The organism is Aquipseudomonas alcaligenes NBRC 14159, assembly GCF_000467105.1.
Classification (GTDB): Bacteria; Pseudomonadota; Gammaproteobacteria; order Pseudomonadales; family Pseudomonadaceae; genus Aquipseudomonas; species Aquipseudomonas alcaligenes.
The window spans coordinates 1-11,466 of record NZ_BATI01000064.1 but is presented as its reverse complement, the minus strand read 5'-3'; the positions used below and the strand labels follow the sequence as shown (position 1 = coordinate 11,466).

The window sequence follows — 11,466 nt, the reverse complement described above, 5'->3', positions numbered from 1 at the left end:
CCCTGGATGTGCTGCGCCACGGCTTCAAGCTGCCGGGAGTGAAGGTCGAGGTGTGCAGCTTTAAGCCCGACCACGGCATGAACCCGGACACCCTCAAGCGTTACCAGTGCAACCGTCTGCGCGTGGTGCAGGAGGTGTCTTACTCGCCGCATTGCCGTGAAGGTGAGTACAACCCGCGTCTGGATCTGGTGCTGTTCGTCAACGGCATCCCCGTCGCCACGCTGGAGCTGAAAAGCGAGTTCAAGCAGAGCGTGGAAAACGCCAAGCGCCAGTACCGCTACGACCGCCCGGTAAAAGACCCGCTGACGCGCAAGCCCGAGCCGCTGCTTACCTTCAAACGTGGCGCGCTGGTGCACTTTGCGGTGAGCCAGGATGAGGTGGCGATGACCACCAAGCTGGCCGGCAAGGACACCTTCTTCCTGCCGTTCAACCTCGGTAGCCTCGACGGCGGCGCCGGCAACCCGCCTGCGCCGGACGACAGCCAGTACGCCACCGGCTACCTGTGGCAGCGCCTGTTCCAGCCGGATGCCTGGCTCAAGGTGCTTGGCCGCTTCCTGCACCTGCAGCAGAGTGTGAAGGAAGACGCTGAAGGCAACCGCGTCACCAAAGAAACCCTGATCTTCCCGCGCTACCACCAGTGGGAAGTGGTCAACAAACTGATCGAGACCACTCGCAATGAGGGGCCGGGCAAGCGTTACCTGATCCAGCACAGCGCCGGCTCGGGTAAGTCCAACTCGATTGCCTGGACGGCGCATCAACTGGCCTCTCTTTACGATGCCGAGGGCCAGCGGCTGTTCAACTCGGTGATCGTGATTACCGACCGCACAGTGCTGGACAAGCAGCTGCAGGACACCATCTACCAGTTCGAGCACGCCCAGGGGGTGGTCAAGTGCATCACCCGCGATATCGGCAGCCAGAGCAAATCCGAGCAACTGGCCGAGGCGCTGGCCGAGCAGACGCGCATCATCATCGTCACCATCCAGACCTTCCCGGCGCTGTTCGATGCCCTGGACAAGTACCCCAAGCTGGCCAGCGGCCGCTACGCGGTGATCGCCGACGAGGCGCATTCCTCACAGACCGGATCGTCTGCCAGCAAGCTCAAGCAGATTCTCGGCAGCGATGCGCCGGAGGCTGAGGAGATCAGCGCCGAAGAGCTGCTGGACGCCGCCGTGGCCGCCCGCGCGCCCAACGAGCGCATCAGCTATTACGCCTTTACCGCCACGCCCAAGGCCAAGACGCTGGAGCTATTCGGTCGCCCGGCCAATCCGGCGCTGCCGGCGAGCGCCGACAACAAGCCCGAGGCGTTCCACCTTTACTCCATGCGCCAGGCCATCGAGGAAGGCTTCATCCTCGATGTGCTGCAGAACTACACCACCTACAGCACCGCCTGGAAGATCGCCCACCCGGACGGCGACGACGAGGAAGTGGACTCGAAAAAGGCGCGCATGAAGCTGGCGCGCTGGGTGCGCCTGCATCCGTACAACATCAGCCAGAAGGTGGAGGTGATCGTCGAGCACTTCCGCGCCAATATCCGCCACCTGCTGGGCGGCCAGGCCAAGGCCATGGTGGTCACCAGCAGCCGGCAGGAGGCGGTGCGCTATCAGCTGGCGGTGCAGGCCTATGTGAAGCAGATGGGCTACACGGATGTGCACCCTCTGGTGGCCTTCTCCGGCAGCGTGCTACCGGATGGAGTGATCCCCGAAGAAGTGACCGAAAGCAGCAGCCTGCTCAACCCCGGCCTGAACGGGCGTGACCTGGCGGAGGCCTTCGACACCCAGGACTTCAACGTGATGATCGCCGCCAACAAGTACCAGACCGGCTTCGATCAGCCCAAGCTGTGCGCCATGTACGTGGACAAGAAGCTGCAGGGCGTGGACTGCGTGCAAACCCTGTCGCGCCTGAACCGCACCTTTGGCGACAGCAAGCCAACCTTCATCCTCGACTTCTTCAACGATCCCCAGGACATTCTCGACGCCTTCCTGCCGTACTACACCAAGGCCGAGCTGACCGACGTAACCGACCCGCAGCTCATCTATGACCTGCAGAAGAAACTGGATGCCGAGGGCATTTACCACTGGGAGGAAGTGACGGCGTTCGCGCTGGCCTTCTTCGACCCGAAAGCCGCAGCCAGCAAACTCAGCTACTACTGCGCGCCGGCCAAGGAACGCTTTGCCAAGCGCTACATCCTGGCCCAGGAATCACGCCAACAGGCGCTGGAGTTCAAGCGTACCGCCGAGCAAAACGGCGACAGCGCGGGGCTTAAAAAGGCCGAAGCAGCCGTGAAGGAAGCCGGCGAGCAGGTGGATCAGCTCGACCTGTTCAAGAAGAACCTGCAGAGCTTTGTGCGCCTGTACGAGTTCCTCTCGCAGATCATTCCCTATGAGGATCGCGAGCTGGAGCAGCTGTGCGTGTACGCCAAGCACCTGCACCCGCTGCTACGCGTGGATCGCCTCGATCAGGAAGACGTGGACGTGGGCGAGCTGCAACTTACCCACTACCGCCTGACCAAGCGCGCCGAGCATCAGCTGCGCTTGAGCGAGGAGCAAGGCGACTACGGTCTCGATCCGGCCACGGGGTTGGGCAGCGGCAAGCCCCATGACCCGGAGAAGAAGCGGCTATCGGAAATCATCGAGGCGCTGAACGATATCTTCGGCGCCGAAGTGAGTGATGAAGACCAGCTGCAGTTCCTCACCGGCATCGCCAACCGCATCAGCCGCCAGGAAGATGTGATGGCTCAGGTCAACAACCACTCGGTCGAGCAGGTGATGCATGGCCTGTTCCCCAAACGGGTGCTCGATACCGTACTGGACGCCATGACCGACAACGAAAAGATGTCGTTGGAAGTGCTGGATAACGAGACCAAGAGCCGTGCGTTTGCGCTGGTGATCCTGAAGATGCTGAAGTCGGCTGTGGGGCTCGATGAGAGCAATTTGCGCGGTCTATGAGTGCTGTCAGCGGGCGATGTGGGGGCTGTAGATCGCCCTGCACCCGCTGTTGTTGCCGACAAGCTTGAGTGCGTAGCGCCTGGCCCGGCAGAGAAAAGCAAAAAGCCCCTGGTCGTGAGGCCAGGGGCTTTTCTACTTGGGGCTTTAGCTGGGGGGGCAGCCGCTTTATTGGTGGCTGAAGACTCTACCCCACGCCAGGGGCTAGCCCTCGGCCTGTTCTGCCACTACGTCAGCGGCGGGTGCCTGGGCAGCCGCTTTCGGCTTGGCCTGAGCTCGTCGAGCCTGTCCGCGCTGCCGCTTGGCCTGCTGCTTGGCATGCAGCGCCTGGTTGGCGGTTACCACGCCTGCCGGCTGGCCATTCAGGTCCAGGCGCGGTGCGTTCTCGGTCATGCTGGCCCAGTATCGACTGCCGCGGCACCAGGTGGCGATGCCCTGCTTGAGCTGTTCACTGGTGATGCCAAGCAGTTCCAGGTGTTGCTCGGCATCTTTGAGAATGCCTTCCTTGAGCGGAACCTTGGGCGCCGGGTTGACCGGGAAGGCCAGTGGGAAGTGCTTCTGCAAGCGCCAGATGGCTTCCACCGCAGGGTCCTGCTCACGAGGGCTCTTTTGCGGGGAGGGCTGCCGTTTGCGCGGCTTCGGGCTATCGATCTTCACCTGCTCTTTTTCAGCCCGCAGGCGGTCGCGTAGCTCAGCTAGTTGCTCAAAACCCATTGTTCAGTTCACAGCCTCGTGGTTGATTCGCGGCGCGAGGTCATCCCGCGCAGCTTTTTGGAACGCTAGTCGGGCGGCGACAGGTGTCGCTGCAATCCCGGCGCATGCTGACAAGCAATGCAGCAGCATGACATGTGGCGGTGCCGGACCCAAGGACAAGCGTCTGATTCCGGCCGAAAGTGGCGACTGTTGCGCCGTCTTACCCCTTGAAGCCCTTGCCTACCAGATACACCTCGCGCGAACGCGGGCGCGAGGCTTCCGGCTTGCGGATCATGACTTTCTCGAACGAGCTGCGCACGTCCTTGAGGAAGGCTTCCGAGCCTTCGCCCTGGAACACCTTGACCGCGTAATTGCCGCCGGGCTTGAGCACCTGGCGCACCATGTCGAGGGTGAGCTCGACCAGGTACATCGAGGCGGCCTGGTCGGCGACGGCGACGCCGCTGATGTTGGGGGCGATGTCGGAGATGATCAGGTCGGGCTGGCGACCGTCGAGCTTGGCGAGAATCTGCTGGAACACGCTGTCTTCGGTGAAGTCACCCTGGATGAAGTCGACATTGTCCAGCGGGTCCATCGGCAGGATGTCGCTGGCGATGACCCGGCCGTTGTCGCCGACGATCTTGCCTGCCACCTGCGACCAGCCACCGGGCGCCGAACCCAGGTCCATGACCAGCATGCCGGGGCGGATCAGCTTGTCCTTCTCATTCAGCTCGAGCAGCTTGTAGCTGGCCCGCGAGCGGTAGCCATCCTTCTGCGCGCGTTTGACGTAAGGGTCGTTGACGTGTTCGTTCAGCCAGCGGCTGCTGCTTTTGGAGCGTTTCATGAGGGGGCCAGGCACGGAGAAGCGAATGAGAGGCGCGGTGCCTTGGAGCGGGGCAGGGCGCGCAGTGGCGGCGATTATAAGCCGAGAGTGCCGCTCAGGTTAAATCCGCAGGCCACACGGCCCTGACAGAGGCGCGCGGCGGCGGCTACAATTGCGCGCTTACCTACCTTCTATTGCCTCCTTTGCCGGAGTCACCGGCCAGGATACCGCCATGATTCGCATCACCGAACTGTCCCTGCCCCTCGACCATGCCGCCGATGAACTGCGTCAGGCCATCGTCCGTCGCCTGGGCATCGCCGACGCCGACCTGCTGAACTTCACCGTGTTCAAGCGCAGCTATGACGCGCGCAAGAAGAACAGCGTGATCCTGTTCATCTACATCATCGACCTGGAAGTGCGCGACGAGGCGGCCCTGCTGGCGCGCTTCGCCGATGACCCGCACGTGCGCCCGGCGCCGGACACGAATTACTACCCGGTCGGCCAGGCGCCGGCCGGGCTGAGCGAGCGCCCCATCGTGGTGGGATTCGGCCCCTGTGGCCTGTTCGCCGCACTGCTGCTGGCGCAGATGGGCTTCAAGCCGATCGTGCTAGAGCGTGGCAAGGATGTGCGCCGGCGTACCAAGGACACCTGGGCGCTGTGGCGCAAGAAGACCCTGACGCCTGAGTCCAACGTGCAGTTCGGCGAGGGTGGGGCGGGGCTGTTCTCCGACGGCAAGCTGTACAGCCAGATCAAGGACCCCAAGTTCTACGGGCGCAAGGTGATGCACGAGTTCGTCCGTGCCGGCGCGCCGGAAGAGATCATGTACGTGAGCAAGCCGCACATCGGTACCTTCCGCCTGACCGGCGTGGTGGCTGCCATGCGCGAGGAGATCATCGCCCTTGGTGGTGAAGTGCGTTTCGAGAGCAAGGTGACTGACCTGCTGATCAATGACGGCCAGCTCGAAGGTGTGGTGCTGGCCAGTGGCGAGACCCTGCGCAGCCGCCATGTGGTGCTGGCGCTGGGCCACAGCTCGCGCGATACCTTCCGCATGCTGCATCGCCAGGGCGTGTTCATCGAGGCCAAGCCTTTCGCCATCGGCTTCCGTATCGAGCACCCGCAATCGCTGATTGACCAGGCGCGCCTGGGCAAGTACGCCGGCCACCCGGAGCTGGGCGCCGCTGACTACAAGCTGGTGCATCACGCCAAGAACGGTCGCGCGGTTTACAGCTTCTGCATGTGCCCGGGCGGCACGGTGGTGGCCGCCACCTCCGAGCCGGAGCGCGTGGTTACCAACGGCATGAGTCAGTACTCGCGCAACGAGCGCAATGCCAACTCGGGCATCGTCGTCGGCATCAACCCGGAGCAGGATTTCCCCGGTGGCCCGCTGGCCGGCGTGGAGTTCCAGGAGCATCTGGAATCGCGTGCCTACGAGCTGGGCGGACGCGACTACTGTGCGCCGGCGCAGCTGGTCGGTGACTTCATCCGCGGCACGCCGTCCAGCGAGCTCGGCGAGGTGGAGCCGTCGTACAAACCCGGCGTGCGCCTGGGCGACCTGGCGCCGTCGCTGCCGGACTACGCCATCGAGGCGATTCGCGAGGCGCTGCCGGCTTTCGGCAAGCAGATCCGCGGCTTCGACCGCGATGACGCGGTGCTGACCGGCATCGAAACCCGTACCTCGTCGCCGGTGCGCATCACCCGCGACAACGAGACCCTGCAGAGCCTCAACCTCAAGGGCCTGTATCCGGCCGGCGAGGGCGCCGGTTACGCCGGCGGCATCCTCTCGGCGGGAGTGGATGGCATCAAGGTCGCCGAGGCCGTGGCCAAGTCGATCCTGGCGGGCCACTGATGAAGCTCGACGACATCAAGAAGCTGCAGCAGAAGAAGTACCGCGGCGAGTTCGGCCACTTCCTGGTGGAGGGCGAGCACCTGGTGCTGGAACTGCAGAAGGCGGCGCAGCACAACCCGCTGCTGCAGCGTAGCCAGCTGTATGTCACCGAGGCTCATGAACAGTGGCAAAGCCTGTTCAAGACCCAGGTGATCGGCGAGCGGCAGATGGCGCAGATCTCCGACACCAAGACGCCGCAGGGCATCATCGCTGTGGTGCCTATGTTGGAGAGCGCCGCGCCGGTCGCCGCGGGCGAACGCGCCATCTACCTGCACGAGGTGCAGGACCCTGGCAATCTCGGCACCATTTTGCGCACGCTGGCCTGGTTTGGCGGCCTGCGCTGCCTGCTCAGCCCTGGCAGCGTCGATCCCTACAATCCCAAGGTGGTGCGCTCCAGCATGGGCGCGATCTTCCATGTGCCGCTGGAGCTGGATGTCGAGCTGGGCGCGCTGCCGGAGCGCTTCCCGCGCATCGCCTGCCTGGATATGCAGGGCGAGCCGCTGCAGTCCGCCGGCTTCGCCGACTTCGATTGCTATCTGTTCGGCAACGAGGCCCGTGGCGTACCCCGCGAGCAGTTGGGCGCGCTGGGCGCGCGGCCGTTCACCATCGCCGGCTGTGGCGCCATCGAATCACTGAACCTGGCTACCACCGTGAATATCTGCGTGTACGAGCTGAACCGCTAGCCTGGGGCAGGGGTGCCAACCTGTTTGCCTGGACAGCTTTTCATCCAGTAGATTGCGCAGCCTCCTTTCTGCCTCGGGACTTGTGTCGTGTCCGCCGAACCTTCCGTCTATCGCCAGCCCGGTTTTTTGCCGTTCCTTGCTGCCCGCGTGCTGGCCATGTTTGCCGTGCAGATCATGGCCGTGGTGGTGGCCTGGCAGGTCTATGACCTGACGCGCGACCCGATGAGCCTGGCCTATGTCGGTCTGGCGCAGTTTCTGCCGATGCTGTTCCTGTTGCTGCCGGCCGGCGACCTGATCGATCGCTACGACCGCAAGTGGATTCTCGGCCTGAGTTGGGCGGTGGAGGCGGTATGTGCCGGCGTGTTGCTCTGGCTGTCGCTGGTTCACGGGCCGGTCGAGGCGTTCTACGGCGTGCTGGTGGCCTACGGTTGTGCTCGCGCCTTTACCGGGCCGGCACTGTCCAGCCTGCTGCCGCAGATCGTGCCGCGCGAGCGCCTGGCGGCGGCCATCGCCGCCAACAGCATGATCGTGCGCGCCTCGACCATCTCCGGTCCGGTTATCGGCGGCGGGCTCTATGCGCTGGGTGGCGGCGAACTGACCTACTCGCTGTGTCTGCTGTTCTTTGCTGCCGGCGTGTTGATGCTGAGCCTGGTGCAGGTGCGTTACCGCGAGGACAGCAAACCGCTGGAAGCCACCGCCTGGAAGCGCTTTACCGCGGGCATTCACTTCATCCGCTCGCGGCCGATCATCCTCGGCACCATTTCGCTGGACCTGTTCGCCGTGCTGCTGGGCGGCGTGGTGGCGTTGCTGCCGGTATATGCCCAGGAGGTGCTGCAGGTGGGGCCGACTGGCCTGGGCATCCTGCGCAGTGCCATGGCCATCGGCGAGGTGGTGGTCGGCTTCTACCTGAGCCTGCGTCCGTTCAATCGCCATGTGGGCATGAGCATGTTCATCGCGGTGGCGGTGTTCGGTGTGGCCAATCTTGTGTTTTCGTTGTCCAGCCTGTTCTGGCTATCGTTTGCCGCGCTGGTGGTGGCGGGCGGGGCGGATATGGTGAGCATGTACATTCGCTCGTCGCTAATCCAGTTCTCCACCCCGGACGTGATGCGCGGCCGGGTGAATGCGGTGAACATGCTGTTCATCGGCTCCTCCAACGAGCTGGGCGAGTTCCGCGCCGGCAGCAGCGCCGCCTGGTTCGGTGCGGTGCCAGCGGCAGTGCTGGGCAGCCTGTGTACGCTCGGTGTGGTCGGTGGCTGGATGTGGGGCTTCCGCAGTCTGCGTGGCGTGGACCGCTTCGAGGATGCGGCGCCCAAGTCCTGAAATACCCGTTAAGTCTCCTTGGCCTGTCGGTCATAGCCAGAAGGAAGTTGCAGAATGATGCCTGTCATATAATATGATGAGCGTAATCCAGCGCTGGGCTGGTTCCCTCTGCGGAGACGAGACATGAGCAAACAATTGGGTAAGGCGTTGATCACCGGAGCATCCGCAGGTATCGGTGCCACTTACGCGGAGCGCCTGGCGAGCCGGGGCCACGATCTGCTGCTGGTAGCTCGCGACATTCAGCGCCTGGAGGCCATGGCCGGCCGTCTGAGCCAGGAATATGGCGTGAAGGTCGAGGTGCTGAAGGCGGACCTGAGCGACAAAACTGAGCTGAAGGCAGTGGAGGATCGTCTGCGCAGCGACGGCGAGCTCGGTCTGCTGGTGAACAACGCGGGCATCGCCACTAACGGCACCCTGGCCGAGGCCGATCTGGATCTGGCTGAGACTCTCATCCAGCTCAACGTAGTGGCGCTGACCCGTCTTGCCGCAGTGGCCGCCGCGCAGTTCTCCACGCGGGGGCGTGGCGCCATCATTAACCTGGCCTCGGTGGTGGCCTTGGCGCCGGAGATGTTCAATGCCGTTTACAGCGCGTCCAAGGCTTATGTGCTGAGCCTGACTCAGACCCTGAATGGGGAGCTCGCCGGTAAGGGGGTGCGAGTCCAGGCGGTGTTACCGGGTGTGACTCGTACCGAGATCTGGGAACGTAGCGGTATGGACGGCAGCCAACTGCCGCCGGAGATGATCATGGAAGTGGGTGAGATGGTTGATGCGGCGCTGGCTGGCTTCGATCAGGGGGAGCTGGTCACTATCCCCTCGCTGCCGGATACCGCTGACTGGCAGGCTTTCGTTGCTGCCCGCAGCGCGCTGGGGCCGAATCTGTCACGCAATCACGCGGCTCTGCGCTACAAGCGCTGAGGCTAGAAGAAAAAAGCCCCCGCAGGAGACTGCGGGGGCTTTTTGGTGGGTGCGATTCTCGTCGGTCGAATCAGTCCTCGGTCTCCTGCAGCAGCAGGTCGCGGGTGGCGGTTCGTAGCCGGTCCGCCAGCTCCGGATCGCTGACGCTGCGCGACAGTACCAAGGCGCCGACCATGGCTGAGAGGATGAGTGCGCTCTGCTTCTCGGTATCTTCCCCAGGCAGATGTGTGGCGATCATCGCCAGGCGCTCGCGCACTATCTGATCGGTGACCGGGCTGGGCTGACCGCGCTGGCCCAGTTCGGCAGAAATGGTCGGCAACGGGCAGCCGGCGCCGGGCGCTTTGCAGTGGGCAGCGGACAGATAGCGTTTGATCAGGCTCTGCAGGGGCTGTGGGTCCTGCTGCAGCTCCTTGAGTCCCTCGTAAAGCTGGTCGGCGCTTTGTTGCAGAGCCTGCTCAACCAGGTCGTCCTTGGATTTGAAGTGGGCATAGAAGCCGCCGTGAGTCAGGCCCAGGGCTTTCATCAGCGGCTGGAGCCCGGTGGCCAGCACGCCGTCACGGCGAAAGCGCAGGGCGGCCTCGTCGACGATGCGTTGGTGGGTCTTGGCTTTATGGTCTTCGGAATAGCGCATGGCGGTCAGTTCCAGGCAGGAATTGGAATGCTGACCTTCATCTTACACCTTGGGGGAGGGGATGCGGGCGCGGCGAGGAGCCGCGCCCGTGATGGTCAAACCGCCTCGAGCAGCGTGGCAACGCCCTGGCCACCAGCGATGCACTGGGTGGCGATGGCGTAGCGGCCGCCGGTACGTTTAAGCAGCGACGCGGCCTTGCCGGTAATACGTGCACCGGTGGCACCCAGCGGGTGGCCGAGGGCAAGGGCACCGCCATCCAGGTTAACCCGCGCCATGTCCAGGCCCAGTTCGCGGACGCAGGCTATTGACTGGCTAGCGAAGGCTTCGTTGATCTCCACCAAGTCGATGTCGGCGATGCTCAGGCCGGCACGTTCCAGTACCTTGCGAGTCGCCACTACCGGGCCCATGCCCATTATCTCCGGTGCGCAGCCGCCGACGGCGACGGCCTTGATGCGGGCCAGGATGTCCAGGCCGCGGCTGCGCGCGAATTCCTCGGTACATACCAGCACGGCGGCGCTGCCGTCGGTGAGCGGGGAGGAGGTGGCGGCAGTGACGCTGCCACCGAAGGCCGGCTTGAGCTGGGCCAGGGCCTCGAGGCTGGTGCCGGGGCGGATGCAGCCGTCTTCGCTAACCACGCCGTCCGGAGTCTCCACGGCGAGGATCTCGTCCTTGAAGTAGCCAAGCTCGCGGGCGCGCGCGGCCTTGGTGTGGGACTCGACGGCCATGGCTTCCTGCTCCTCGCGGCCGATGGCATAGCGCTTGGCGACTTCCTCGGCGGTATGCCCCATGGCCATGTAGACCTGCGGGAAGCTGCTCATCAGGCTGGGGTTGGGGGAGATATTGAAGCCACCCATGGGTACGCGGGTCATGGATTCCACACCGGCGCAGAGGAAGGCCTCGCCAGCGCCGAGCATGATCTGCCCGGCGGCGAAGTGCACCGAGGTCATGGAGGAGCCGCAGAAGCGGTTGACCGTGGCGCCGCCGAGGGTCTCGGGGAAGCCGGCGCGGAAGCTGGCGATGCGGGCGATGTTCATGCCCTGTTCGGCCTCCGGGTAGGCGCAACCCATGATCACGTCCTCCAGCTGGCTGGGGGCGAGATCGAGCTTGTTGACCAGGCCCTTCAATACTTGGGCCGCCAGGTCATCGGGGCGCAGGTTGATCAGGCCACCTTTCTTGGCGAAGTGGAAGGGGGAGCGGGTGTAGCCGGCGATCACGATGGAGGTCATAGAGAGCGTCCTGGGGTGGTCTGTGGGGATTCTTCAATATGTCGATCGTAATCCTATTGTCTTATTGAATGCTAGCTGTAATTCAATGCTTGTGGTACCGGGGGTCGTTGGCTGGCGTGAGCGGTTGGCTGGATGTTTATGGGGATAAGCGGAGCGCCTGTGTGCTGGGTCATCTCATTGGCAGAGGCTCCGTCCTGGGGGCGCACGCGGCGTGTGAAGCTGATGGGCTGCAGGTTCAGGTATTGCCTTCTATACATAGTTAGAGGAGATGCTCAGGAATATTTTCCGAAAGCAGTTGACGGCCCGTTCAGGGCCCTTATAATGCGCGCCTCTTCCGGTGCAGTCATCTCG

The 11,466-nt window shown here is 63.8% G+C and carries 9 protein-coding genes; 5 read left to right on the top strand and 4 right to left on the bottom strand.

Features of this window, described 5'->3' with window-relative positions; translation table 11 throughout:
• Positions 1–2,945 (top strand): type I restriction endonuclease subunit R (locus PA6_RS21515; RefSeq protein ID WP_021703108.1); only part of this gene is annotated, 2,945 nt, incomplete at its 5' end.
• Between the two features lie 201 nt (positions 2,946–3,146).
• Here PA6_RS21515 and PA6_RS21510 read toward each other — a convergent pair.
• Together PA6_RS21510 and rlmE are read right to left on the bottom strand one after the other, a co-directional pair.
• On the bottom strand, positions 3,147–3,656 hold the full coding sequence (locus tag PA6_RS21510; protein ID WP_021703107.1) for a ProQ/FinO family protein: 510 nt from the start codon (positions 3,654–3,656) through the stop codon (positions 3,147–3,149).
• 199 nt (positions 3,657–3,855) lie between these two features.
• Positions 3,856–4,476 (bottom strand): 23S rRNA (uridine(2552)-2'-O)-methyltransferase RlmE, encoded by a 621-nt coding sequence (gene rlmE / locus PA6_RS21505; protein ID WP_021703106.1) that lies wholly within the window; start codon positions 4,474–4,476, stop codon positions 3,856–3,858.
• A gap of 211 nt (positions 4,477–4,687) precedes the next feature.
• On the opposite strand from rlmE, the gene PA6_RS21500 reads away from it, so the two are divergent.
• The 4 genes from PA6_RS21500 (at position 4,688) to PA6_RS21485 (ending at position 9,258) form a co-directional block, all read left to right on the top strand.
• Positions 4,688–6,301: an NAD(P)/FAD-dependent oxidoreductase gene (locus PA6_RS21500; protein WP_021703105.1), complete on the top strand. Its 1,614-nt coding sequence runs from the start codon at positions 4,688–4,690 to the stop codon at positions 6,299–6,301.
• Positions 6,301–7,023 carry a TrmH family RNA methyltransferase gene (locus PA6_RS21495; RefSeq protein ID WP_021703104.1) on the top strand — a complete coding sequence of 241 codons (723 nt, stop codon included), beginning with the start codon at positions 6,301–6,303 and terminating at the stop codon, positions 7,021–7,023. The genes PA6_RS21500 and PA6_RS21495 overlap by 1 nt, the downstream gene beginning before the upstream one ends.
• Positions 7,024–7,110: 87 nt before the next feature.
• Positions 7,111–8,343, top strand: coding sequence for an MFS transporter (locus tag PA6_RS21490; RefSeq protein ID WP_021703103.1), 1,233 nt, complete (start codon positions 7,111–7,113; stop codon positions 8,341–8,343).
• A gap of 123 nt (positions 8,344–8,466) precedes the next feature.
• A complete protein-coding gene (locus PA6_RS21485) occupies positions 8,467–9,258 on the top strand; it encodes an SDR family NAD(P)-dependent oxidoreductase (protein ID WP_021703102.1) in 792 nt (263 codons plus the stop codon).
• A 70-nt stretch (positions 9,259–9,328) separates the two neighbouring features.
• On the opposite strand, the gene PA6_RS21480 is transcribed toward PA6_RS21485, so the two are convergent.
• Both PA6_RS21480 and PA6_RS21475 read right to left on the bottom strand, forming a co-directional pair.
• Positions 9,329–9,889 (bottom strand): TetR/AcrR family transcriptional regulator, encoded by a 561-nt coding sequence (locus tag PA6_RS21480; protein WP_021703101.1) that lies wholly within the window; start codon positions 9,887–9,889, stop codon positions 9,329–9,331.
• 95 nt (positions 9,890–9,984) lie between these two features.
• Positions 9,985–11,115, bottom strand: coding sequence for a thiolase family protein (locus PA6_RS21475; protein ID WP_021703100.1), 1,131 nt, complete (start codon positions 11,113–11,115; stop codon positions 9,985–9,987).
• Positions 11,116–11,466 lie beyond the last annotated feature (351 nt).

Coding starts and splice junctions, on each gene's coding strand:
- PA6_RS21510 (WP_021703107.1), bottom strand. CDS start 3,656: ATGGGTTTTGAGCAACTAGCTGAGCTACGCGACCGCCTGCGGGCTGAA.
- rlmE (WP_021703106.1), bottom strand. CDS start 4,476: ATGAAACGCTCCAAAAGCAGCAGCCGCTGGCTGAACGAACACGTCAAC.
- PA6_RS21500 (WP_021703105.1), top strand. CDS start 4,688: ATGATTCGCATCACCGAACTGTCCCTGCCCCTCGACCATGCCGCCGAT.
- PA6_RS21495 (WP_021703104.1), top strand. CDS start 6,301: ATGAAGCTCGACGACATCAAGAAGCTGCAGCAGAAGAAGTACCGCGGC.
- PA6_RS21485 (WP_021703102.1), top strand. CDS start 8,467: ATGAGCAAACAATTGGGTAAGGCGTTGATCACCGGAGCATCCGCAGGT.
- PA6_RS21480 (WP_021703101.1), bottom strand. CDS start 9,889: ATGCGCTATTCCGAAGACCATAAAGCCAAGACCCACCAACGCATCGTC.
- PA6_RS21475 (WP_021703100.1), bottom strand. CDS start 11,115: ATGACCTCCATCGTGATCGCCGGCTACACCCGCTCCCCCTTCCACTTC.